This window comes from Micromonospora sp. NPDC047730 (assembly GCF_043204765.1).
Lineage (GTDB): Bacteria > Actinomycetota > Actinomycetes > Mycobacteriales > Micromonosporaceae > Micromonospora.
This window is the reverse complement of record NZ_JBIDCU010000007.1, coordinates 158,502-181,452: the sequence shown is the minus strand read 5'-3', so window position 1 is coordinate 181,452 and position 22,951 is coordinate 158,502. Positions and strand designations below refer to the sequence as shown.

General features: G+C 70.4%; 21 protein-coding genes and 1 riboswitch. Of the genes, 8 read left to right on the top strand and 13 right to left on the bottom strand.

Annotated features, from left to right (window positions below):
* The first annotated feature begins 35 nt into the window (after nt 1-35).
* Entirely contained in the window at nt 36-992 is a 957-nt protein-coding gene (locus ACGF5G_RS18485; protein WP_393264110.1) for a sulfotransferase family protein, read from the top strand.
* Between the two features lie 276 nt (nt 993-1,268).
* Here ACGF5G_RS18485 and ACGF5G_RS18480 read toward each other — a convergent pair whose 3' ends face one another.
* The 3 genes from ACGF5G_RS18480 to soxR form a co-directional block, all read right to left on the bottom strand.
* On the bottom strand, nt 1,269-2,546 hold the full coding sequence (locus ACGF5G_RS18480; protein WP_393264107.1) for a radical SAM protein: 1,278 nt from the start codon (nt 2,544-2,546) through the stop codon (nt 1,269-1,271).
* A gap of 94 nt (nt 2,547-2,640) precedes the next feature.
* Nucleotides 2,641-3,045, bottom strand: coding sequence for a superoxide dismutase, Ni (gene sodN / locus ACGF5G_RS18475; RefSeq protein WP_393264105.1), 405 nt, complete (start codon nt 3,043-3,045; stop codon nt 2,641-2,643).
* Nucleotides 3,046-3,292: 247 nt separating this feature from the next.
* The gene (gene soxR, locus ACGF5G_RS18470; protein ID WP_393264444.1) at nt 3,293-3,673 is read right to left on the bottom strand and encodes a redox-sensitive transcriptional activator SoxR; all 381 of its coding nucleotides are present in this window, start codon (nt 3,671-3,673) and stop codon (nt 3,293-3,295) included.
* A gap of 186 nt (nt 3,674-3,859) precedes the next feature.
* Here soxR and fdxA point away from each other — a divergent pair, with 186 nt between their 5' ends.
* The 6 genes from fdxA (at nt 3,860) to ACGF5G_RS18440 (ending at nt 8,456) form a co-directional block, all read left to right on the top strand.
* On the top strand, nt 3,860-4,183 hold the full coding sequence (gene fdxA / locus ACGF5G_RS18465) for a ferredoxin (RefSeq protein ID WP_393264103.1): 324 nt from the start codon (nt 3,860-3,862) through the stop codon (nt 4,181-4,183).
* Nucleotides 4,180-5,334, top strand: coding sequence for an FAD-dependent oxidoreductase (locus ACGF5G_RS18460; RefSeq protein ID WP_393264100.1), 1,155 nt, complete (start codon nt 4,180-4,182; stop codon nt 5,332-5,334). The genes fdxA and ACGF5G_RS18460 overlap by 4 nt, the downstream gene beginning before the upstream one ends.
* A gap of 293 nt (nt 5,335-5,627) precedes the next feature.
* Nucleotides 5,628-6,203 carry a dihydrofolate reductase family protein gene (locus tag ACGF5G_RS18455; protein ID WP_393264098.1) on the top strand — a complete coding sequence of 192 codons (576 nt, stop codon included), beginning with the start codon at nt 5,628-5,630 and terminating at the stop codon, nt 6,201-6,203.
* 120 nt (nt 6,204-6,323) lie between these two features.
* On the top strand, nt 6,324-7,037 hold the full coding sequence (locus ACGF5G_RS18450; RefSeq protein WP_393264442.1) for a cation transporter: 714 nt from the start codon (nt 6,324-6,326) through the stop codon (nt 7,035-7,037).
* 4 nt (nt 7,038-7,041) lie between these two features.
* On the top strand, nt 7,042-7,671 hold the full coding sequence (locus tag ACGF5G_RS18445; protein ID WP_393264095.1) for a methyltransferase family protein: 630 nt from the start codon (nt 7,042-7,044) through the stop codon (nt 7,669-7,671).
* A gap of 179 nt (nt 7,672-7,850) precedes the next feature.
* Nucleotides 7,851-8,456, top strand: a complete 606-nt coding sequence (locus ACGF5G_RS18440) for a GNAT family N-acetyltransferase (RefSeq protein WP_393264093.1) — start codon at nt 7,851-7,853, stop codon at nt 8,454-8,456.
* Nucleotides 8,457-8,469: 13 nt separating this feature from the next.
* Here the strand turns inward: ACGF5G_RS18440 and ACGF5G_RS18435 are convergent, their stop codons facing one another.
* Entirely contained in the window at nt 8,470-9,207 is a 738-nt protein-coding gene (locus ACGF5G_RS18435; RefSeq protein ID WP_393264090.1) for a TetR/AcrR family transcriptional regulator, read from the bottom strand.
* A gap of 97 nt (nt 9,208-9,304) precedes the next feature.
* Between ACGF5G_RS18435 and ACGF5G_RS18430 the strand changes: the two genes are divergently transcribed.
* Nucleotides 9,305-9,535 carry a hypothetical protein gene (locus tag ACGF5G_RS18430; protein ID WP_393264087.1) on the top strand — a complete coding sequence of 77 codons (231 nt, stop codon included), beginning with the start codon at nt 9,305-9,307 and terminating at the stop codon, nt 9,533-9,535.
* A 34-nt stretch (nt 9,536-9,569) separates the two neighbouring features.
* Here ACGF5G_RS18430 and ACGF5G_RS18425 read toward each other — a convergent pair whose 3' ends face one another.
* The 9 genes from ACGF5G_RS18425 to ACGF5G_RS18385 all read right to left on the bottom strand — a co-directional run bounded on the left by ACGF5G_RS18425 (nt 9,570) and on the right by ACGF5G_RS18385 (nt 22,709).
* Complete coding sequence (locus tag ACGF5G_RS18425) at nt 9,570-11,144, bottom strand: FMN-binding glutamate synthase family protein (RefSeq protein ID WP_393264084.1); 1,575 nt, start codon at nt 11,142-11,144, stop codon at nt 9,570-9,572.
* Nucleotides 11,145-11,206: 62 nt separating this feature from the next.
* Nucleotides 11,207-12,427: a PP2C family protein-serine/threonine phosphatase gene (locus ACGF5G_RS18420; protein WP_393264082.1), complete on the bottom strand. Its 1,221-nt coding sequence runs from the start codon at nt 12,425-12,427 to the stop codon at nt 11,207-11,209.
* Nucleotides 12,428-12,601: 174 nt separating this feature from the next.
* On the bottom strand, nt 12,602-14,752 hold the full coding sequence (locus ACGF5G_RS18415) for a glycogen debranching N-terminal domain-containing protein (RefSeq protein WP_393264079.1): 2,151 nt from the start codon (nt 14,750-14,752) through the stop codon (nt 12,602-12,604).
* A 305-nt stretch (nt 14,753-15,057) separates the two neighbouring features.
* Nucleotides 15,058-15,471, bottom strand: coding sequence for a VOC family protein (locus ACGF5G_RS18410; protein WP_393264076.1), 414 nt, complete (start codon nt 15,469-15,471; stop codon nt 15,058-15,060).
* Between the two features lie 119 nt (nt 15,472-15,590).
* Nucleotides 15,591-16,721 (bottom strand): peptidoglycan-binding protein, encoded by a 1,131-nt coding sequence (locus tag ACGF5G_RS18405; RefSeq protein WP_393264074.1) that lies wholly within the window; start codon nt 16,719-16,721, stop codon nt 15,591-15,593.
* A 532-nt stretch (nt 16,722-17,253) separates the two neighbouring features.
* Nucleotides 17,254-17,997, bottom strand: a complete 744-nt coding sequence (locus ACGF5G_RS18400) for an amino acid ABC transporter ATP-binding protein (RefSeq protein ID WP_393264071.1) — start codon at nt 17,995-17,997, stop codon at nt 17,254-17,256.
* Nucleotides 17,994-18,773 carry an amino acid ABC transporter permease gene (locus tag ACGF5G_RS18395; protein ID WP_393264069.1) on the bottom strand — a complete coding sequence of 260 codons (780 nt, stop codon included), beginning with the start codon at nt 18,771-18,773 and terminating at the stop codon, nt 17,994-17,996. The genes ACGF5G_RS18400 and ACGF5G_RS18395 overlap by 4 nt, the downstream gene beginning before the upstream one ends.
* A 41-nt stretch (nt 18,774-18,814) precedes the next feature.
* Complete coding sequence (locus ACGF5G_RS18390) at nt 18,815-19,669, bottom strand: ABC transporter substrate-binding protein (RefSeq protein WP_393264066.1); 855 nt, start codon at nt 19,667-19,669, stop codon at nt 18,815-18,817.
* A 267-nt stretch (nt 19,670-19,936) separates the two neighbouring features.
* A riboswitch (SAM riboswitch) is annotated at nt 19,937-20,048 on the bottom strand.
* Between the two features lie 432 nt (nt 20,049-20,480).
* The gene (locus ACGF5G_RS18385; RefSeq protein WP_393264064.1) at nt 20,481-22,709 is read right to left on the bottom strand and encodes a proprotein convertase P-domain-containing protein; all 2,229 of its coding nucleotides are present in this window, start codon (nt 22,707-22,709) and stop codon (nt 20,481-20,483) included.
* Nucleotides 22,710-22,951: the final 242 nt, after the last annotated feature.

Here is a 22,951-nt window from a genome sequence, read left to right as displayed (position 1 = left end):
GCACAGGCGCCGGTCCGAGAGCTTGACTGCCCACCATGCCATCCCCCTCACCGATCTTCGTCGCGGGTACCGGTCGTTCGGGAACGTCACGGATCGCCGACATCATCGGCGAACATCCGCTGATCCACCGGATTCCCATGGAGACCAGGTTCCTCATCGACCCGGGCGGCCTGCGGGACCTGGCCGACGCGCTCACCGATCGATACGACCCCATCGTTGGTGAGGACGCCCTGTACCGGCTGAGTGACTTCCTCACCGTACGAGTGCCCGGCCGGCGCGACGATCGCGGCAAAACCGTTCCCGAGCTGGTCGGCGAGCGGCGCTACCGAGACGCGGTGCAACAGCTCTGGCCGCAGCTGGTCGCGTACACATTCGACGAACCTGCGCCTGCGGGAGGCTTCGGGAACGCCGACCGGCCTGCCGGACCGTTCGAACCGTCGAGCCGCAGGCGGGTACTCCCGAGGTATTTCGGCGATCGGCGTGAACTGCTCGGGATCCTCCGTGGCCTGATCGACACGACGTTCGGCGGCGCAGCCGCCGACGCGGGCAAGCCGACCTGGTGCGAGAAGACACCGTTCAACCTGCTGTACATGGACTTCCTCTGGGAACTCGTCCCCGAAGCGACCATCGTTCACATCAAGCGCCACCCGGTCTCAGTGCTCGCATCCCACCTGGCCCAGCCATGGGCGCCGCCCACCGTCGACGGCGCGCTCGCCTACCTCAAGCCGGTCTACACCCGGTGGCTCACCTGGAAGAACACGGTCGACCTTACGGGCAGGCGATACATCGAGGTGAAAGCCGAAGACCTCGCAGCCGACTGGCCCGGGCAGCGCCGCACCCTGTTCGAACGACTCGACGTCGACGACTTTGCCACCCCGTCAACGTTCCAGTCTCACAAGCTGGCGAACCGCAACGACCAGTTCGACGACGAAACCCGTGAGTTCATCGAAGAAGCATTCGGCGACGTCATACCGGCCATGGGATATGAGTGACGTTTCTGGCTCTCCACCTCGAAGACGCCGCGTCGCGCCCTCGAACGCCCGGTAGAAGCAAGCTGCTTCAGCCGAGCCGCACCAGTCCGGGCGACGCCCGGGCCGGCGTCCCCTGTCCGACATGTCTACGACGGCGTGGCACCACGCCAGGTGCTGCGGTTTCACGCAACAGCAGATAGGCGGTGAACTGGTCGTGTGGGAGCGTGGCCGAACGAACTTCGCGTAGCTGCAGAAATGCCGGCTCCTGGTCGATCGAGGCGATAGGGGAGTCTGTCATCACGAACGCCCAGTCGGGAGGCTGTCCATGAAGGAGCTGACGGAGAATACGGCCTGGCCAGGTCCGGCCGGCCCGTATCCGGGCGGGCTGGAGAGGCCGTTGCCTTCCATGGTCGCGCGGTAGACCTCCAGCAGCCGGACGTGGTATTCCAGCGGCGCCCCCTCGGGGTTGGTGCGGCCGAGCGGCGTGGTCGGCTCGGGGCACCAGGTGGTGAAGCGCGGGGTGATGCCGCGCGACATGAAGTACTGGAGGCCCTCGGCGGTGGACGCGATGGCCTCGTCCACGGTCGTGAAGCCGTGCGGGGCGGCCATCTCGACGCCGGCGACGAAGTTCGGGATCACGTTGCGCGGCCCGAAGACCTCGGCCGAGTCGAGGATGCGGCGGTGCCACTCCTCGCGGCCGACGTAGCGCTCCTTGCCGGGGCAGTAGAGCTCGAACAGGCGCTTGTCCCACACCTCGTAGTTGGGGTGGTAGATCTGGATGCCATAGTCTTTGAACCGCTGCACGTCGGTGCGGGGCAGGGCCTGCGCGACCACCTTGCCGAGCCAGCGCCCCGGGAACCGTTCCTCGATCGCCTGGGCGTACCGGCCGTAGAAGTCGGCCTCAGCGCGCCCGTCGACCTTTGAAGTGATACTACCGCCGGTAAGCGTGTACGCCTGGGACGCACGCTCGGTGTCGTACTTGTCGATGATCTCCAGGGCCTCGAGGATCTCGTCGACGGGTTTGATCCCGGTGTACGGGCGCCCGGCCGCCTTGTGCTGCCGCCAGTTGTGGTTGATGTCGCAGTACTGGCACTCCTCCTTGGCGCCAAAGTACTGGCAGACCCGGAAGACGGTCAGGTAGATGAGGTAGCCCCACTGGATCGTCGGGGCTACCTCCATCACCGATTTCCCGTTGGCCAGCGTTTGCTGGTAGTACGCCGGCATTGGCGGCAGCCCGACGTCGGCGATCGGCTTGCCGTCCAGGAACAGTTGCATCCGTCCGTCGTCGCCGGTCTTGACGCGGTACGGCGAGGCAGGATTGGTGCGGACCGACACGATCGTCCGCCGCAGCCCGTACGGCCCGCCGGTGAGCACGATCTCCTCCGGCGGCCGGCGCAGCGCGGCCGTGCCCAGCTCCGGCAGGGTCCGGTGGTCGAAGGAGAAAATGAAGTAGGACTTTGGTTTGACGTCGCCGTTTTCGTTGTCCGTCAGCGCCGAGTCGTCGAAGGCGAGCCCGCCGCGCAGCAGGTCCTCCTTGATGACCGCCTCGTGCGGTACCTGTGGGAAACGGCTCATCATATTCTCGACGAGATCGGTGCGAGACGGCATACACCCTCCTAAACGGGTTGCGCGGGACCGGGTGGCAGGGCGCCACCCGGTCACCCACGTGTCAGCTCTGCTTGGTCTCCCAGAAGATGTTCGCGATCTCCTCGATCTTGGCGAGGAGTTGCTCGGCGACGGCCGGGTCGGCGGAGCCCTTCGTGCCGCTGGCACCGGCCAGCTTGGTGGCCTCGTTGAACAGGCCGTGCAACTGCGGGTACTTCTCGAAGTGTGACGCCTTGAAGTAGTCGGTCCACAGCACCCAGAGGTGGTGCTTGACCAGTTCGGCGCGCTGCTCCTTGACGATCAGCGAACGGGTGCGGAACTCCGGGTCGGTGTTGTCCTGGTACTTCTTGCTGATCGCGAGGATCGACTCGGCCTCGATGCGGGCCTGGGCCGGGTCGTAGACCCCGCAGGGCAGGTCGCAGTGGGCGCTCGCGGTGGTCCGCGGGCGCAGCAGAGATGACAGCCTCATCAGATTCCTTCCGGTAACGACGGTGTAGTGACGAAACCCCTGGCGTGACAGACGAGCGGACCGTCGTCGGCCCGAGGAAAACCTCGAGCACAGAAGCCGCGACGAGCGTCGCGGGTCAGGTCAGCCTGCTTGGACCACCGCAGGTGGATGCTGGAACTCGGCGCTACCAGCAGATGGTGGGCGGACTGCGGCTCCGCGACGCCGATTCGTTGATCCACAACAAGGACGCTAGACATTCAACCCGACTTCAGGTCAAGCCGGTGCTGTCCTGCTCACACTTCTCGTCGAGGCGTACCGGTCCCTGGCCCTGATGGCGAAGCCGATCCCCGGGATTGCGCATCCCACATGACCGCATGGAGAGGCAGCCGCACCCGATGCAGCCGGTGAGCTGGCGCTCGAGGTTCCCGATGTAGCGCCGCCGGGCTTCCAACTCGCCTTTCCACATACGCGACACGCGGTGCCAGTCGTGCTGGCTTGGCGGTTTGCCGGCCGGCAGCGTGGCGAGGATTGCGGCGACGTCGGCGAGCGAGACGCCGAGCCGCTTGGCGGCGAGGACGAGAGAGATGCGGCGCAGCATATGGCGCCGGTAGAGGCGCTGATTGCCAGGGCTGCGCTCGGCGGCGATCAGCCCTTTGTCCTCGTAGAACCGTAGTGCGGAGGCGGCAGCCCGGTACGAGCAGTGACCTCGCCGACGGTGAGCAGATCATCCGGGCCCGCAGGCTGCTCTGGTGGCACCCGGAGACCGTAGAACTTGAACCCTGGTTGAGTTCAAGCGGTTGAGGTGAAGTGCGGTTGAGGTCTTAGCGTTCACGCCGTGACTTACGTGATCGCGTTGCCGTGCGTGGATCTGAAGGTTAAGGCGTGCGTCGACGAATGCCCCGCCGACTGCGTCTACGAGGGCGATCGGATGCTGTATGTCCATCCGGACGAGTGCGTCGACCGCGGAGCCTGCGAACCGGTCTGCTCCGTCGAAGCGATCTGGTACCAGCGTGATCTGCCCGTCGAGTGGAAGGGCTACCGGGCCGTCAACGCCGAGTTCTTCGACGAACTGGGGTCGCCGGGCGCGGCCGGGCGGGTCGGGCCCATCCCGGCTGACCATGCGCTCGTGGCCGCGCTGCCACCGCAGGAGACGGAGTGACGATCGAGTTGTCCGTGGCGATCGTCGGCGCCGGCCCGGCCGGTGTCTACGCCGCCGGTGCCTTGAGCGAGCTCGCACCCGGGACGCGGATAGACATCTTCGAGCGGCTGCCCGCCCCGTATGGCCTGGTCCGGCACGGCATCGCCCCGGACCATCCCGCCCGGGTCAAGCAGCTCACCGACGAGCTTCGTGCCGTGCTCGCCGGCAGCGGCGCCCAGCTCTTCTGCGGTGTCGAGATCGGCACCGACGTCACGGTGCGCGACCTGCGCAACCGCTACGACGCGGTCGTCATCGCCACCGGCGCCCGGCGGGACGTCCCCGTCGAGCTACCCGGCCTCGGTCTGCCCGGCTCCTTCGGGGCGGCGGACTTCGTCGCCTGGTACGGCGGCCACCCCGACGCGCCGCCGGCGTGGGCGCTGCGAGCGGAGTCCGTTGCGGTGATCGGCGCCGGCAACGTCGCCCTCGATGTGATTCGGATGCTGAGCAAGCCCGCGTACGCCCTCGCCGGCACCGGCATCCCGTTGCACGTGTCGAGTGAGTTCGCCGCCAGCCCCGTCCGCGACATCCATCTGTTCGCGCGCCGCGGCCCGGCCGACACCCGCTTCAGCCCTACGGAGCTGGGCGAGATCGGTGACCAGGATGACGTCGATGTCATCGTTGACCCTGCCGACCTGGCCCCCGATCTGCACATGGAGCGCATGACCCGGCAATTCGCGCCCACCCGGAAGGTCGTCGACATCCTGCGAGCCTGGTCGCGGATCCCCGCTGCCGCACGGACCGCGTCACGGCGCGTCCACCTGCACTTCTACCGGATCCCCGCAGCCATTCTCGGCGTCGACCGGGTGCAAGGGCTGCGCACCGAACGTGCCGTTCCCGACGGCTACGGGCACATCACCGGTTCCGGTGACTACGAGGACCACAAGGTCCAGGCCGTCTACCGCGCCATCGGCTACGCCGCCTCACCCCTGGCAGGTGTGCCCTTCGACCCCGAAACCCGCACTGTTCCGCATCGCGCCGGGGCGGTGCTCGGCGAGCCGGGACTCTACGTCACGGGCTGGGCCAAACGCGGCTGCATCGGCCTCGTCGGCGCCACACGCGCGGATACCTTCCAAACCGCAAGAACGCTTTTGCAGGATCACGTACGCAAGTGAGGAACCGACCATGCGCAATCCCGCACGGGTCGCCGTCATCGGCGCCGGCCCGGCCGGGATCAGTGGGTAGCGCGGTTTGCGAGGGACGAGTCCGACGGGGCCGCCGCGGGCTCGGTACTGCTTGACAATGGCCGCACCGTCGATCGTGGCGGCGATGACGTCCGGGCCAAATCCGCGTCCCGCATAACCGGGGCAGCGCCCCGTATGCTGCTGGCCATGACCGGGGCGACGCAACGGTTGTGGTGTTCGTCCCTCATCGGACCGGACCCGCCAGCCATGAGGAGACCACGCCCATGACCACACGCGACGAGGCGAGCGGAATGCGACCACTTCGGTATTCCATCAACGTCACATTGGACGGGTGCTGCGACCATCGTGCAATTCCCGCCGACGAGGACTTGCATCGTCACCACACCGAGAACCTCGCCCGGGCCGATGCACTTCTCTTCGGCCGGGTGATGTACGAGATGATGGAGACAGCGTGGCGGCCGGCGGCGCCGACGGGGTCGAGACCTGATTGGATGGAGCCCTTCGCCCAGACGATCAACGCGGCAAAGAAGTACGTCGTGTCAAGCACCCTGGAGCGGGTCGATTGGAACGCGGAGTTCGTGCGCGGGGATCTGGGCAAGGCCGTTCAGCACCTCAAGCAGGAGTCGGGTAAGGGGCTCTTCGTGTCAGGCGTGCAGCTCCCGCTGGCGTTGGCGGAGCTGGGATTGATCGATGAGTACGAGTTCGTGGTGCAGCCCCGGATAGCGGGTCACGGGCCGACACCGTTCGCAGGTCTATCGAAGTGTGTCGACTTGAAGCTCGTGAGTCGGCTGGAGTTCGCCTCGGGGGCGGTGGTGATGCGGTACGAGCCGAGAAGGTAGCCATCGGCTCGCTTCCAGCGAAAGGCCAACGACTACCTGTTCGCCACCTGATCCACCTCTCACCACGGTACAGTCTTTGCTGAATACAGCGGCTGCTGTATGGTTGGGGGTGTGGAGAGGTTGACGCACGGGCAGGTGCTGGCGCGTTTCGGCCATGGGACCCGGCGGGCGGTGCTTGCCCGCCGGGTGCGGCTGCTGGTCGCCGCGACCATCACCTACAACGTCGTCGAGGCGGTGGTGGCGATCACCGCGGGGACTCTCGCGTCGTCGACGGCGCTGATCGGCTTCGGGCTGGACTCGGTCATCGAGGTCGTCTCGGCGGCCGCGGTGGCGTGGCAGTTCTCCGCCGCCGACCACGAACGCCGCGAACGCACCACGCTGCGGATCATCGCAGTGTCGTTCTTCGCCCTCGCGGCCTACGTGACGGTGGAGTCGGTGCGGGCCCTGGCCGGCGCCGACCGGGCTGCGCACTCCGCCGTTGGCCTGGTCCTGGCCGCGCTGTCTTTGGTCGTGATGCCGGTGCTGTCGGCCGTGCAGCGCCGCGCCGGTCGTGAACTCGGCTCCGCCTCGGCGGTGGCCGATTCCAAACAGACTCTGCTGTGCACCTACCTGTCCGCGGTGCTGCTGGTCGGGCTGGCGGCCAACTCGTTGTTCGGCTGGTGGTGGGCCGACCCGGTCGCCGCCCTCGTCATCGCCGCCGTCGCGGTGAAGGAAGGCCGCGAGGCGTGGCGCGGTGACACCTGCTGCCCGCCGGCCACCGCGGTGTCCGCCATGACCGCCCCGTCCGCGTCCGTGGATGGCTGCGGTGACGACTGCTGCGCCGGCAAGGAGTGAGCCGATGGCCGCCGTCGCCCTACTGATCTACCTGCTCGCCCTCGGACTGGCGTTCGGGTGGCGCAGTTTCGCGCAGTGGCGCCGCACCGGCGACACCGGACTGCGGCTGGACCCCGTACCGGCCGGCACGCTGCGCTGGTGGGCCAAGCTGCTGTTCGTCGCCGCGCTGCTGCTCGGCGCGGCCGGCCCGGTCGCCGCGCTCGCCGGCATGAACCCGATCGACACTCTCGACCGGCCCACGATGCGGATCATCGGACTGGTGCTCGCCGTCGCCGGAGTGATCGCCGCCCTCGCCGCGCAAACGGGCATGGGCACCTCGTGGCGGGTCGGGGTCGACCCTGACGAACGTACCGACCTGGTCACCGACGGTGCGTTCGCGCTGGCCCGCAACCCGATCTTCACCGCGATGATCGTGACGAGCCTGGCCCTGGCCCTGATGGTGCCGAACCCGATCTCCCTCGCCGCCACCGTGGTCCTGGTCGTGTCGATCCAGTTGCAGGTCCGCGCGGTGGAGGAGCCATACCTCGCCCGTATGCACGGCGCTGCCTACGCCGCCTATGCCTCGCGGGTGGGCCGGTTCCTGCCCGGCACCGGTCGCCTCGCCGAGCCCGCCAAGGTCGCAGGCCGCGGGTAGGAGCCGTCCCCGACCTGACAGGTACGGAGACGGTGGTCGGTCAGGCCCTGGCCATACCCGGACCGACCGACTACGGGTGGGTGCCCAGCGCGGCATGCGCCAGGTCGGCTCAGGCCGCCTGCCCCGGGCTCTGTCGAAATGGTCCGGACCGAACGGGCCGAATCCCGTACGCTCCGGCGGTGTTCACCCCGATTCGCGCGCGCCGGCTCACCCTCCGGCCGGTCACGATGGACGACCTTGACGACGTGTACGCGTACCAGCGCCGGCCCGACGTGTGCCGCTGGATGCTCGGCAACGAGCCGCGCAGCCGCGAGCAGTCGCGGGAGTCGGTGGCGACGATGACCCGCGAGGACGGGCTGCGTGCCGAGGGTGACATCCTGACGTTGGCCGCCGAGCTGGACGGGCGGGTGACCGGCACCGTCGAGCTGGTCTGGCGGAGCCGGGCCGACCGCACCGCCGAGATCGGGTACGTCTTCAACCCGGAGTTCTCCGGCCGGGGGCTGGCCACCGAGGCCGTGGCGGCGCTGCTGGGATGGGGCTTCGAGGAGTTCGGCCTGCACCGCGTTTACGGCCGGTGCCACGCCGGCAACGAGGCGTCGGCCCGGCTGATGACCCGGCTGGGGATGCGGTGCGAGGCGCGGCATGTCGAGAGCTACCTGTTCCGCGGCGAGTGGGCCGACCGGCTCGTGTTCGCGCTGGTGGCCCGGGAATGGCTGTCGCGATCGGCGGCGCTCCACGATCCCGCTGTCCAGCCGGACGCGCGCCAGCCGGAACCAAAGAACTGAGTGGCGCACATGCTCATTCCGGCATCCCTGTCCGTGCCGCTGTCAGGAGAATCCCGTTGAGGCCCTCCTCGAACAGCAGGTTGTCGTCCCATCGGGTGTCGTCGAGATGGCCAGAGGCGCTGAGGGTCGGATAGGCGTTGGCGCTCGCGGCGACATGGTCGCGGGCTGCGGCTCTCGCGTCAGGGTCCGCGGTCTGGTGCCACGTGGCTTCCGTGAGCGAGGCGCCGATGACGTAGTTGGCCAGCATTCGCGTGGCCACCGCAAGCTGAAGTCCGCAACAGCCGCCGCGCACCAGCGCCGATTGCAGGAACTCGGTACGGGCCAGGACGTTGGGCCCGAGCATCGGACGTCCGACCAGCCTTGGTGCCCAGGGATGGCCCAGCATGGCGCCACGCCAGCCTCGGACGAGGACGCGGATGTCCTCCAGCCAGTTGTCGCTCACGTCCGGAACTGGCACGTCGCCGAAGATTCGGTCGACGGCCAGGTCCAGGACGTCATCCTTCGTCCTCACGTGCCAGTACAACGCAGTCGCCGTCACGTCGAGCTGCTGGGCGAGGCAGCGCATCGTCAGGCCCTCGATGCCGTGCTCGTCCAGCAAGGTCACCGCTGTGTCCACGATGCGCTCAAGGGTCAGCGGCGGTTTGCGCCGTGCACGCGAGGACTCCGCCCGTAGCCACACCGGCGGAGGGGTGCGGCTGCCCCGTCGCCCCGCCGAGGGTGTCGTCGGCACACCGGGCTCTGCGGTGGTCATGGAGCCGACTCTAGTCCAGTGGACAGGCAATTTAACAGCGGTAAGCTAGTCGAACGTACGAAAGTATGGCCCTGACGGTCGGCAAGGAGTTCACGCCATGCCTCTGCTGCGAGTCCACCTCGACAGCGACCGGACCACCGCCCGTCGCGTCCTGCAACTGCACCAAGCGGGCAAGATCCATCACGAGTCGCGGGAAGCCGCTCGGGAACAGGTGTGGCGCCAGGGCTCCACCCCGGCCGGTGACCCGATCTTCGTCGGCATCACGAACGGCCGCCGCAACGTGCAGTTGCTCTACGACGTCGAGGTCTACTCCGACACAGCCCCTTGAGCGCCCGCCAAGCACACGGTGGTGAACACCTCGATCACGGCATCGCGGTCGGCGAGGGCGGGGCGCTGCCGCCCCGCGGCGCCTCCGCCGTCATCAGGCGTACGATCTCCGCCCGGTCGGCGGCGGACGGCAGGCCCCAGCCGGGGCGGTACCCGTACACCTCGTGCAGCGGGTGGGAGGCGGTGCGGCCGTCGAGGACCTCGATGGCGTCGGTGTCGATCAGGCCCGGATGCTCGACACCGCACGCCTCGGCGACCTTGAAAAGGTCCCGCCGCAGGGTCCTGACGTAGTTGGCCGCGCGGACCGACTTCCGGGTCGGGTCGAGGCCCCGGGCGAGCCACGGGTTCTGCGTGGCGACGCCGGTGGGGCACGTGTCGGTGTGGCACTTCTGGGCCTGGATGCAGCCGATCGCCAGCATCGCCTCCCGGCCGACGTTCACCATGTCGCAGCCGAGCGCGAACGCCACCACGGCGTTGTCGGGCAGGCCGAGCTTGCCGGCGCCGACGAAGACCACCTGCTCGTGCAGGTCGCGTTCGGCGAAGACCTTGTAGACGCGGGTGAAGCCCTGCTGGAACGGCAGCGACACCGAGTCGGTGAAGATCAACGGCGCGGCGCCCGTGCCGCCCTCGCCGCCGTCGACGGTGACGAAGTCGACCCCGCGCCCGGTGTCGCGCATCAGGGTGGCCAGCTCCTCCCAGAAGCCGAGGTCGCCCACCGCGGACTTGATGCCCACCGGCAGGCCGGTCTCGGCGGCGAGCAGCTCCACCCAGTCGAGCAGGCTGTCGCAGTCGGAGAACTCGGCGTGCCGGGACGGGCTCACGCAGTCCCGCCCCGGCGCGATGCCCCGGGTCGCGGCGATCTCCGCGGAGACCTTGGCGGCCGGCAGCAGGCCACCGAGGCTGGGCTTGGCGCCCTGGCTGAGCTTGACCTCCAGCGCCCGCACGGGCGCCCCGGCGACGAGGTCCCTGAGCCGGTCGAGGCTGAACCGGCCCTGCTCGTCCCGGCAGCCGAAGTACGCCGTGCCGATCTGGAAGACCAGGTCACCGCCCTTGCGGTGGTACGGGGACAGCCCACCCTCGCCGGTGTTCTGCAGGCAGCCCGCCAGCGCCGCGCCCCGGTTGAGGGCCTCCACCGCGTTGCCGGAGAGCGAGCCGAAGCTCATTCCGGAGATGTTCACCACCGACTCGGGCCGGAAGGCGTGGGCCCGGCTCCGGGCGGCGCCGAGCACCTTCGCGCACGGCAGCCGCACATCGTGCCCGGCACCCGGAGTGGACGGCGGTACGGCGCGGCCGAAGGTGCGGTGCTTGATGATCGGATAGCCGGGGGTGAACTCGATGTCGTTGTCGGTGCCGAAACCGAAGTAGTTGTTCTGCTGCTTCGCCGACGCGTACACCCAGCGGCGCTGGTCGCGGGTGAACGGGCGCTCCTCGTTGTTGCCCGCGACGATGTACTGGCGCAGCTCCGGCCCGATCGACTCCAGCAGGTAGCGGGCCCGGCCGAGGACCGGGAAGTTGCGCAGCAACGCGTGGTCGCGCTGGATCAGGTCGCGCGCGGCGAGGGCCGCGACGGCGGCGACGGCGGCGGGTACGGCTCGACTTGCCCACTTCATGCCCGCCACTCTTTCCGCGATCGCCCTCCGCCAAACGGGCCGGCGGGGCGGACCCGGCCGGATCAGCCGTGCGTCGGCTGCCGACGGACCACCAGCAGGGCGATGTCGTCGGTCGGTTGCTCGACGCCGAGGGCCGCCATGACGGTGCGGCAGACCTCCTCGGGAGGGTCCGGCCGGACCGCGTGGACGAGCTGCTGGAGGCCGACGTCGATGACCTCGTCGCGGCGTTCGACGAGCCCGTCGGTGAAGCAGGCCAGGACGGCCCCCGGCGGAAGGTCCACCTCGGTCTGCCGGCGGGCGGGCGGGCGGCGGCCCGTGCCGAGCGGAGGGTCGACGGGGACCGGGACCAGGGCGCCCGGCCGGCCCGGCACGGCGAGGACGGGTTGCAGGTGCCCGGCGCTGGAGATCCGGATCCTGCTTCGATCAGGGGAGACCATGACGTAGAGGGCCGTGGTCAGGCTGCCGGCCTCGAAGTGGGAGACCTTCCGGTCCAGCAGCGCCAACGCCTCCGCCGGATCGCCGCAGACCAGCGCGTACGCGCGCAGCGCGCTGCGGACGCGCCCCATCACCACGGCCGACTGCAGGCCGTGCCCCGACACGTCGCCGATCACCAGCCCCAGCCAGCCCGACGGCAGGCTGAACACGTCGTACCAGTCCCCGCCGACGCCGGCGACGTGACCGGGCACGTACCGGGCGGACATGGCCAGGCCGGGCACCTCGGGCAGCTGGTTGGGCAGCAGGCTGCGCTGCAGGGCGAGGGCGGCGGTCTGCGCCAGGTTGTTCGCCCGGGCGAAATGGGCCAGGCTGGCCCGGTCGGCGACCAACTCCAGCAGGCGGACGTCGTCGGCGGTGAACTGACGGTGCTGCAGCGTGCCGACGTGTAGCACGCCGATGAGCTCACCACGGGCGAATATCGGCACGCCCAGCAGCGACGTCAGGCCCATCGCCAGCAGGATGGGGTTGACCACCGCGTCGGGGGTGACCTCCTCGATGACCACCGGCTGTCGGGTCAGCGCGATCCGGCCGGCGAAACCCCGGCCGACCGAGACGCGGAAACCTTGCCGGACCTCCTCCTCGAGACCCTTGGCGGCGGTGGCCACGAGCTGCTGGGCGTGCGCGTCCAGCAGCAGGATGGCCGCGGTGTCGACGCCGAGCAGATCCCGGACGCGATCGAGCAGCTCGTCGAAGAGATCGGCCGCGTCGAGCCGGGACAGGGCAGCGTCGGTCACCGCCTCGAGACGGCGTAACCGCTCGTCGTCCTGGATGAGCCCCGCGTCGGCCACGACAGGATCCTAGTCCCGCTGGCTGGTTCCGCCGCTATCCGACCTGCGCCGACAGCAGCCCGTACGGTGCGCGACGCCGGCCGGACGGTGACGACCGCGAGGATCGTCCCGAACCGGCCCGTTCGGGTGTTTCGAGACCGGCAGCGGCGCCGGCGGTCCCGGATTCGCGGCCGGTCAGGGGCGGTGCCGGCGGGCGGACATCGCCTGGAGCGTCGGCCGGCGCACCACCGCGATCCGGTCGCCGCGGGCGCGCAGCGACGTACGCCCGCCGCGTCCACGCCGGACGGTCAGGTCGACGGTGCGCCCGCCGACCTGCACGCCCTCGAGGACGAGGTCCGGCAGCCACTCGGGCAGGTGCGGGTCGACGAAGATCGTTCGCAGCGGCGCGGCCGGGCGCAGCGCCAGCAGCGCCTGGATGAGCGCGACGACCGCGCTGGCGGACCAGGCCTGCGGGGAGCACGAGTTCGGGTAGACGCCGGGGTGCGGGTGCGCGTCGTCGCGCGGCAGGCCGCTGAGCACCTCCGGCAGGCGGTGCTCGGTGAAGAGCGCCGCCGCGGCGAACATCCCCTCGGCGAGGCGGTGCAGGTGCTCCCAGCAGCCGTACCGGGCCAGCCCGAGGCCGATCGTGCCCGCCTCCACGGGCCAGACGCTGCCCCGGTGGTAGCTGAACGGGTTGTACGCCGGGTGTGCCGACGACAGGGTGCGCACCCCCCAGCCGCTGAACATGTCGTCGGCGAGCAGCCGGTCGGCGACCAGGGGAGCGAGCCGGGCCGGCACGATCCCGGTGGCGAGCAGGTGACCGTCGTTGGAGTTGACCGAACGCACCTGACGCTTGTCCGGGTCGAGCGCCATGGCGTGACAGCCCCGCTCGGGCATCCAGTAGGCGCGGTGGAAACGGCGACGAAGGACCGTGGCCCGGCGGAGCAGCCGGGCGCCGAGCGCGGGGTGACCGGCCGCGGCGAACACCACGGCGGCGTGCCGCAGCGCGGCGTACCAGTACGCCTGGAGCTCGCTGGTCGCGATCGGGTTGGGCACCACCTCGCCGTGCTCGTCGACGATCGCGGTGTCCGAGTCCTTCCACCCCTGGTTCTTCAGCCCGGCCCGGGACCGGCAGTGGTATTCGAGGAAGCCGTCCCGGTCGGGGTCGCCGTACCGGTCGATCCAGTCCAGGGCGCGGCGCGCGACCGGCAGCAGATCCCGCACCGTGTCGAGATCCCCCGTCCACGCGAAGTACTGCCCGAGGAAGATCAGGAAGTCCGGCGCGGTCGACCAGTCGCCGTAGTAGCCGCTGAACGGGTCGAGCCCGAGCGCGGACACCGGTCCCTGACGGGCCTCGTGCAACGGCTTGCCGGGCTCCTCGTCGCGCCAGTCGTCGATGCGGCGCCCGAGGTGGCCGGCGTTGAGCCGCAGGCTGTCCGCCAGCATCGTCGGCCCGGCGAGCAGGGCCTGCCACGACGCGGTCATCGTGTCGCGGCCGAAGATCTCCTGGTAGATCGGCAGGCCGGCCATCGGCGCCGTCGGCCCGGCCGGCTCACCCAGCGGCAGCACCGCCAGGTCGTCGACCGCGCACCGCCAGGCCGCCGTGACGTCGAAGTTGCTGCTGCTCAGCCGGGTCAGTTCCCGGGCGAGGTGGGCACGGGCGCGGGCCGCGTCGTCGCCCGGCTCGGCGAAGGTCGGCGGCGGCGCGGCGAGACGCCGTCCCTCGAAGACCGGCTCGACCACGAGTTCCACCCGGCCCGACCCCCGGGGCGGCACCGTGACCGCGACCAGGACGGCGTCGTCCACGTACCGGACGGGCGAATCCGCGCGTACGCCGATCGCCACCGCCCGGTCGAGGCCGTCGCACCGGTAGGTCAGGCGCAGCTCGCGGTCGTCGGGGTGCCAGCTCGCGTCCACCGCGCCCGACTGCATCCGGCGGCCGGTCTCGGCCTCGCTGGTGTCGGCGAAGTCGGCGGCGAGATCGATCCGCAGTTCCAGTTCCAGCGGCACCGGGGCGTAGCTGACCACGGTCAGCCGGGTGCGCAGTCCCTCGCCGACGAAGCGCTCCACCAGGAGGTAGGCCGCGCGGGAGGGCAGTGTCTCACCGTCGCCGAGTGCGGCGTACGAGAGCTGGGCGTGGCCGGCCACGTTGGCCGTGCTGAACGGCACCGGCTCCCGGCCGTCCACGGCGAGGCGCTCCGTGCTGAGCACCCGGGTGTTGCGCGCGAAGAAGCCCTGCGGGTCGGCGCCGGTGATCCGGCCGCGCACGTCGGTGACCAGCGTGCTCCAGCCGCTCGCCACGTAGAGCAGATCCGGTCGGACCCGCAGGTTCCGGACGCCGCTCATCGGCCCGGCGGCCGGCGTGGCATCGGCGTCCGGGGCGGCCGCGGCCGGCGCGACCTCCCGCGGCCGGAGGCGGTCCCGGCGGGGCGGGCGGCCGGCGGGTGCGGCGACGTCGCGCGGCCGGCGGGGGTCCCGGCGGCAGACGCGCTCGGCGGCGTCGACGGCATCGGTGCACCCCCTGACCGGCGGCTGCGGGCCCGGGCGCGCCGGTGCGGCGCGCCGCGGACCCGTCGGACAGCGGTCGGTACCCGGTCGCGCCGCCGGTACACCTCCGGCCGGGCCGCCGGGTCGCGGAAGCGCTCCCGAGATCAGCCCTGGGGCTGGACGATGTCCACCATCCAGCGGGTGCCGAAGCGGTCGACGCACATGCCGAACTCGTCGCCCCACATCTGCTTCTCCAGCGGCATGGTCACCGTGCCGCCGTCGGTCAGCTTCTCCCAGTAGCCGCGCAGATCGTCGGCGTCGTCACCGCTGAGGCTGACGGCGACGTTGTTGCCCGGGTCGTGCTCCATCCCCGGCGCGGTGTCCGAGGCCATCAGGGTGTAGCCCCGGTCGGTCTCCAACATCGCATGCATGATCTTGTCGGTCAGCGCGGGATCGTCGGTGCCGAACTCGCCGAAGGTGCTCATCGACAGCGAGCCGCCGAACACCCGCTGGTAGAACTCCATTGCCTCCCGCGCGGTGCCCGGGAAGCTGATGTACGGGTTGAGCCGAGACGCCACAGCACCCTCCTCCGGTCGTGAAGGCGTCATCGTCGCAGATCAGGGGCCGGGTGTGGACGAGGCGCGCCCGCGTTTCGCGGCCCGTGGGAGCGGGAGGCCGTCCCACGGGCCGCGGGCGGTCAGTGCCGGAAGGAGTGGCGCACGACGCCGCCGACGAGGACGCACCACGTGTTGGTGGTGAGCTTGCCGTCGCGGGGCAGGCCGTGCAGCGCCTGGAGGTCCTGGACGGCCTTCTTGGTGGCGTGGTCGTACTCGCCGGTGACGGCGACGTCCGCCCACCCCTTGAAGTTGAGCATGAACTGGGCGGCGCTGACCGGGATGCCGGTGGCGTCCTTGTCCAGCTCCGGCGCCAGCGTCTCCCAGGTCGGCGCGGTGAGGGTGGCGTCGACGTCGACCGGGATGCCGTTGCGGTACTGCCAGTCCTGCACGGCCGCGACGGTGGCGGCGTCGAAGACGCTGTTGACCGGCACGGTGTAGCCGCGGTGGGCCAGCAGGTACTGCACGACCCGCACCGACGGCGAGCCGACGAACCGCCACAGGTCCGGCCAGCGGCGGGCCGGCACGTCCGCCAGGTCGGTGTCGAGCGCCTCGAACACCCGGCGGCGCAGGTCGGGGAACTGCCGGTAGAAGGCGGCGCCGGGGCACTGGGTGGTGCGGAAGTCCCAGTGCCCGAAGATGTCGTGGGCGTGCAGACCGTACTGCCGGCAGATGGCCGTGCAGAGCTTGACCAGCGAGTCCAGCAACGCCTCCGGCGGAGTCTCGGTGACGTACGTGCCCTCGTTCTCGATGCCGATCGCCCGGCCGTTCTCGCCCGGACAGTGCGCCGAGATCATCTGCCGGTCGCCGGCCTGCAGCCGCTCCAGGCTGCCCCGGCGCCCCTCCATGACGTATCCGCCGCGGCTGACGGTGAAGTGCTGGCCGGTGTCGGACCAGCGGTTGCCGTCCATGTGCAGGTCCTGGCAGTCGCGGGCCAGCTTGATCGCCTGCGCCTCGGAGTAGTCGGTGACGTTCGGGAACGCCATGTGGTGCACGATGATCTTGTTGGTGGGGATGGCGCTGACCGACAGCGGGTCCGCCGGCGGACGCGCGCCCCACTCGTCGCAGCTGTAGATCCAGTCCAGGTCGGCGCCGGGGTCCGCCTGCGCGGCGGAGGGGAAGGCGAGTTCGCTTCCGACGACCGCGACCGTGGCGGCGCCGAGGCCGGCCCGCAGCAGGGTCCGACGGTCCAGTTCGGAGTGGTCGAGGTGCATGGCATCTCCTGTGCGGCCGGGTCGGGGGTGGGAAGGGGGTGCGTGAAAGGAAACTCCAGTGGCCGCCTGTGTTGTGGAAGATATTGCCCAGGCCGCCGCCGCTGGTCAATAAGGAGTCGACCGGTCGTCCGGGTGACCGCCCGTGCCGAGGTCGAGGATCACGGGCAGCGACGCGCAGGTGGCCGTGGGTCGTCGGGTTCCGACAACGGAGGCTTCGGCCGGTGAACGAGCCGGCTGCCCGGACCGACGACAGCGCGGACCGTCAGGAGGCGTCACCAGGCAGCGTAGACCGGTACGGGCGGATCCGCGGCGCGAACCGGCGTCCGACGATCCTCCGAGAAGGACGGTCCGCCGACGGTCGGGTGATCGGGCCGCACCGAGCGGGGGGCTACCGCACAGCGGCGTGCCCGCGATACTCGTTCGGCACCGGACCGCGTGCATTCACGGAAGATGCGCCTCAGCCGGCCGCATGCCCGTTGTCCCAGTTCCCGGCGGCGCCGGTGGTGCTCCTCGGTGGGGACGTCGCGGCGGGTCAGAGCACCTGGGAGAGGAAGCGGCGCAGCCGGGGGTGCTCCGCCCCCTCGAAGATCGCGGCCGGTTCGCCGGCCTCCAGCACCACGCCGCGATCCATGAACGCGACGGTGTCGGCGACCTCGCGGGCGAAGCCCATCTCGTGGGTGACCACCACCATCGTCATGCCGCCGGCGGACAGCTCGGCCATCAGCCCCAGCACCCCCTTGACCAGCTCCGGGTCCAGAGCCGAGGTCGCCTCGTCGAAGAGCATCACCTGCGGCCGCAACGCCAGCGCGCGGGCGATCGCGACCCGCTGCTGCTGCCCGCCCGACAGGTGCGCCGGCCGGGCGTCGGCCTTGGCCGCGAGCCCCACCAGCTCCAGGTGGTCGCGGGCGACCGCCGCCGCCTCGTCCTCACCAAGCTTCCTGATCCGGCGCAGCGCGAGGGTGATGTTGCGCAGCACGCTCATGTGCGGGAAGAGGTTGAACTGCTGGAAGACCATGCCGACCCGCTGCCGCAGGGCATCCGGGTCGTCGCCCAGCACGCTGCGCCCGTCGAGCAGCACGTCGCCCCGATCGGGCTCGATGAGCCGGTTGATGGTGCGCAGAAGCGTGGACTTGCCCGAGCCGGACGGGCCGATCACGCAGGCCGTCGCGCCCCGCGCGACGTCCAGGTCCACGCCGCGCAGCACCCGGTGCGACCCGAAGGCCAGGTGCACGTCGCGGACGCTCAGGCTCACCGAGGTCGTCGTGTCGATGCTCATCGCTGGTTTCCTCCCGCCGCCCCCGGCAGCGCCAGGTCGAGGTCGTCTTCGGCGTCGGCGGGCGCGGCGGCCTGCCGGCCGTGCCGCAGCCGCCGGTCGATCCAGTTCACGACGTGGGTCAGCGGCACGGTCAGCGCCAGGTAGAACAGGCCGGCCAGCAGCAGCGCCGACTGGTTGCCGGTGTTCGCCGCGTAGTCCTGCCCGATCCGGAACAGCTCCCGCTGGCTGGCCAGCAGGCCGAGGAAGTAGACCAGGCTGGAGTCCTTGATCAGCGCGATCAGCTGGTTCACCCAGGCCGGCAGCACCCGGCGGATGCCCTGCGGCACGATCACCAGGCGCATCGCCTCGCCCCAGGACAGGCCCAGCGCCCGGGCCCCCTCCAGCTGGGCGGCCTCCACCGACTGGATGCCGGAGCGGAAGATCTCGCCGATGTAGGCCGCCGCGATCAGCGACAGCGCCAGGATGCCCAGGGGATACGGGTTGGGGCCCCACACCTCCATGCCCAGCGGCGCCAGACCGACGCCGATGAGCAGGATGGTCGCCGCGGCCGGCAGGCCGCGGAAAACGTCGGTGTAGACCCGCGCCGGCCAGCGCAACCATCGGGTACGCGAGATGCCGGCGACGGCCAGCCCCATGCCCAGCACCGAGCCGAGCAGGGCGGCGGAGATCGCGAGGATCAGCGTGTTGGGCAGCCCGACCGTCAGCATCTCGGGCAGCGCCTCGCGCATGGAGTCCCAGTCGAAGAAGGTCTCCCACAGGGTGCTCAACGGATCCATCGTGTTCTCCTACCGTCCCGCTCGCTCGTCGTCCGTACGTGTCAGGAGGCGGCCGAGGCCGACGGCACCGGGACGGTGCCGCTGCCCGGCTTGAAGTCGGCGGGGATCGGGCGGCCCGGGTAGTACTGGGCCTGCAGGCGGCTCCACGTGCCGTCGGCGATCACCTCGTCGAGGCCCTTGTTCAGCGCCTCGCGCAGCTTGTCGTTGCCCTTGGCGAACGCGTACGCCGTCGGGGCCGGGCTGAGCAGCTTCCCCGCCACCTTGATCTTGCCGTTGCTGTCGGCGGCCGACTTGTCGCCGATCTCGGCGGGGGCGATCCAGGCGTCGGCGGTGCCGGCCTTGAGCTGGTTGATCGCGCCGTTGTAGTCGGGCACCCGGACCGGGTCGAGGCCCTCGCCGGTCGCGTAGTCGTCCTGGACGGTGCCCTGCACGACCACGACCCGCTTGCCGGCGAGCTGGTCGAAACCGGTGATCGACGAATTGGCCGGCACGTCGAGCCCGAAGTGGCCGAAATCGTAGCCGTTGCCGAAGTCGACGGTCTTCTTGCGGGCCTCGGTGATGGTGATCGAGGAGCTGCCGACGTCGAACTTGCGGTTGTTGACCTGCGAGAGCAGCGCGGAGAAGTCCGTCCCGACGAACTCGACCTTCAGGCCGACCTTCGCGGCGACCGCGGTGAGCAGGTCGTTGTCGAAGCCGGTGAACTTGCCGTCCTTGAGGTAGACGTTCGGCGGGGCGTCCGTGAGCGTGCCGGTGCGCAGCACACCCGGCTGGAGCAGGTTGTACGGGTTGTCGGTCGCCTCGGACGCGTCGTCGCCGCAGGCGGTCAGAGCGGTGGCGGCGAGGACGGCGGCGACGCCGAGGGCGGCGGCGCGGGTGAGGGCGGGAAGGAATCGCACAGGTGTCTCCGAAAGGGGTCTCCGACGGCGGGCACGGGCGTGCGTCGCCGGCGGTGCGCCCGGTGGGCGTACCGCTGGGGTGGTCCTGGGAAGGGGGTCTGGTGCGTGGCTAGCGCGGGTCGCCGGGGCGACACGAGGCGCTGCAGACCCGCATCATGTCGACGTGGCGGCGCCGGGTCAGGGGCGGCGTCGGGGCCGCGGCGGGGACCGTCGGTACGCAGATGCGGAAGGACATGGCTCTCCTCGGTCGTTGCTGACCTGGGAACCAGGCCACGCTTGCACCGGAGCTGCTCCGGTGCCTGGTCTTCACCCGGGGCACCCCTGCGCGGACGAGGGTTGCCGGCCAGCGAGCCGGGGCTTGACGCTGGCGCTCATGACCTGCCGACGAGGCTAGCAGCCCCCCGTGGTGGCGCGTCCAGCCGCTATGACCACCCTCACGTGGCGCCGCCCGGCGCGAGCGGAGACGCTGCCGACCAGGCGGCGAATTGAGGCTGACCCCGACGCCGAGCCCGGTAGCGAACCCACGCCGAACCCGGGGCCGAACCGGCGGGCTCCGGTCACTCCTCGATCGCGCCGCCCACGTGCCGCGGGTGCTACCGGACGGTGTAGCCGGGGGTCGGTGGCGCGGCGGGCGAGGTGGTCGGCGAACCCGGTCTGCTCGCGCAGCGTCTTCGAAGAACTTCGCCTTGAGTCCAGCAGAAACGGACACGGTCCTCGCAACTCCCAGAAGGTCTGGGTGTTGCGAGGACCGCTAGATCCCGAGGTTCAGCCGGGGTCCCGGTGTAGGGGTGCGCTGGTGGCGCCGTTGCCGCTAGAGCGTCAGCGTCCAGGTGTTGAGGTAGCCGGTGTCGCCGGAGGCGGCGTCCTGCACCCGCAGCTTCCAGGTGCCGTTACGGGCCTCGGAGGAGAGGTTGACGGTGTAGGTCTGGTTGATGTTGTCGGTCGAGCCGCCGGTGCGGTTGTGCAGGGTGTAGGCGGTGCCGTCGGGGGCGATGAGGGTGACGACGAGGTCACCGATGTAGGTGTGGACGATGTTCACGGCGACGGTGCTTGCGGTGGAGGCGTTGCCGGAGCAGCCGCTGATGGTGATCGAGCTTTCCACCGTGGTGTTGTCGCCGATGCTGACGTCGGTGCCGTTCGTGCCGGTGCAGCCCGGGGGCGTCCCGCCGACCAGGTTGAGCGTCCAGGTGTTGAGGTAGCCGGTGTCGCCGGAGGCGGCGTCCTGCACCCGCAGCTTCCAGGTGCCGTTGGCGGCCTCGCTGGAGAGGTTGACGGTGTAGGTCTGGTTGATGTTGTCGGTCGAGCCGCCGCTGCGGTTGTGCAGGGTGTAGGCGGTGCCGTCGGGGGCGACGAGGCTGACGACGAGGTCACCGATGTAGGTGTGGACGATGTTCACGGCGACGGTGCTTGCGGTGGAGGCGTTGCCGGAGCAGCCGCTGATGGTGATCGAGCTTTCCACCGTGGTGTTGTCGCCGATGCTGACGTCGGTGCCGTTGGTCTGCGAGCAGCCGGGCGGCCCGTTGACCGTCAACGTGTACGACGCGGTCTGGGTGGTGACCGTGCCGGTGCCGGTGACGGTCACCGGGTAGGTGCCCGGCGCGGTGGTGCCGGTGGTGGAGATGGTCATCGTGGCGGAGTTGCCGGAGGTGACCGACGCCGGGCTGAAGCTCGCCGTGGCCCCGGCGGGCAGGCCGTTGGCGGAGAACGTCACGTTCTGCGCGCTGCCGACCGTGGTGGTGGTGCCGACGGTCGCGGTGACCGAGCTGCCCGGGTTGACCGTTCCGGAGGTGGGCGACACCGACATGGCGAAGTCCTGCGTCGGCGTGCTGATGTTGCCGACGTAGAGCAGCTTGTTCGGTGAGCCGGTGCCCGGGTTGGTGACCTTGCCGTTGGTCGCGTCGTTGACGAGCTTGTCGCGGACCTGCTGCGGGGTGTACGACGGGTTGGCGGCGAGGACCAGCGCGGCCGCGCCGGCCACGTGCGGGGTGGCCATCGACGTGCCGCTGATGGTGTTGGTGGCGCTGTCGCCGGTGTGCCACGCCGAGGTGATCGACGAGCCCGGGGCGAAGATGTCCAGGCAGGTGCCGATGTTGGAGTAGTCCGCCCGGGCGTCGGTGCTGGTGGTCGCCCCCACGGTGATCGCGTTGGGGGTGCTGGCCGGCGAGACGCCGCAGGCGTCGGCGGAGTAGTCGTTGCCGGCCGCGATGGCGTAGCTGACGCCGTCGGCGATGGAGGCCGTCACCGCGTCGTTGACGGCCTGGTCCTTCCCGCCGCCGAGGCTCATGTTGGCCACCGCCAGCTCGCCGGGGTCGTGGTCGCCGGTGACCCAGTCGATGCCCGCGATCACCCCGGCGTACGTGCCGCTGCCCCCACAGTCGAGGACCCGGACGCCGACCAGGGTGGCGTTCTTGGCCATGCCGTACGCGGTGCCGCCCACAGTGCCCGCGACGTGGGTGCCGTGGCCGTTGCAGTCGTCGGCCGCGCCGCCGTCGACCGAGTCGAAACCGGTGACCGCGCGGCCACCGAAGTCGCTGTGCGAGAACCGGATGCCGGTGTCGATGATGTACGCCCGGACGCCGGAGCCGCCGTTCGGGTAGGTGTAGGAGTTGTTCAACGGCAGGTCGCGCTGGTCACTGCGGTCCAGGCCCCACGACGGGGTGGGGCTCTGCGTACCGGAGATCCGCACGACGTGGTTCTGCTGGACGTACTTCACCGACGGGTCGGCGGCCAACCGCCGGGCCTGCGCGGCGGACATCCGGGCCTCAAACCCGCGCACCGTGTGCTGGAAGGTCCGGGCGACGGTGCCGTCGTGCCGACTGGCCAGGGCGCGGGCGTTGCCCGTGACCTCGGCCCGGGTCACCGCGGTGTCCTTGAACACCACGATGTACGAGCCGGAGACCGCGGTGGCGCCGCCGGCCTGGAGGATCTGCCCCTCGGCGGGAGCGGCGGTCGCTGGGGTGCCGAACGCCACCGCGGCGGTGACCGCGGCTGTTGCGACGCCCAGACGCCAGTGGCGCCTGGACAGGCGGGGGAGTGTCATCGGTCGTCCCTCTCCTGACGCCGGATCCCGTGCGGGGGGTGGTGCGGAGATCCGGGAATGTCGATCTGGTCGGAGGTGATGCTAGACGGCGATGCATTCGAATGTATAGATGAAAGAATTTCCGCGTTTCCTGCTGATTCCACGCGGATGTGAAGGACTTGCCGTGCCGACACGCCTGTTTTTTCGTCATCGGTCGAGGACGGCGTCCCACTCGTCGAGTAGCGGCCGGGAGTCCACGTGTC

Coding starts and splice junctions, on each gene's coding strand:
- ACGF5G_RS18400 (WP_393264071.1), bottom strand. CDS start 17,997: ATGAGCATCGACACGACGACCTCGGTGAGCCTGAGCGTCCGCGACGTG.
- ACGF5G_RS18455 (WP_393264098.1), top strand. CDS start 5,628: ATGACCACACGCGACGAGGCGAGCGGAATGCGACCACTTCGGTATTCC.
- ACGF5G_RS18430 (WP_393264087.1), top strand. CDS start 9,305: ATGCCTCTGCTGCGAGTCCACCTCGACAGCGACCGGACCACCGCCCGT.
- ACGF5G_RS18415 (WP_393264079.1), bottom strand. CDS start 14,752: ATGAGCGGCGTCCGGAACCTGCGGGTCCGACCGGATCTGCTCTACGTG.
- ACGF5G_RS18395 (WP_393264069.1), bottom strand. CDS start 18,773: ATGGATCCGTTGAGCACCCTGTGGGAGACCTTCTTCGACTGGGACTCC.
- ACGF5G_RS18385 (WP_393264064.1), bottom strand. CDS start 22,709: ATGACACTCCCCCGCCTGTCCAGGCGCCACTGGCGTCTGGGCGTCGCA.
- ACGF5G_RS18425 (WP_393264084.1), bottom strand. CDS start 11,144: ATGAAGTGGGCAAGTCGAGCCGTACCCGCCGCCGTCGCCGCCGTCGCG.
- sodN (WP_393264105.1), bottom strand. CDS start 3,045: ATGAGGCTGTCATCTCTGCTGCGCCCGCGGACCACCGCGAGCGCCCAC.
- ACGF5G_RS18405 (WP_393264074.1), bottom strand. CDS start 16,721: ATGCACCTCGACCACTCCGAACTGGACCGTCGGACCCTGCTGCGGGCC.
- ACGF5G_RS18445 (WP_393264095.1), top strand. CDS start 7,042: ATGGCCGCCGTCGCCCTACTGATCTACCTGCTCGCCCTCGGACTGGCG.
- ACGF5G_RS18485 (WP_393264110.1), top strand. CDS start 36: ATGCCATCCCCCTCACCGATCTTCGTCGCGGGTACCGGTCGTTCGGGA.
- ACGF5G_RS18435 (WP_393264090.1), bottom strand. CDS start 9,207: ATGACCACCGCAGAGCCCGGTGTGCCGACGACACCCTCGGCGGGGCGA.
- ACGF5G_RS18480 (WP_393264107.1), bottom strand. CDS start 2,546: ATGAGCCGTTTCCCACAGGTACCGCACGAGGCGGTCATCAAGGAGGAC.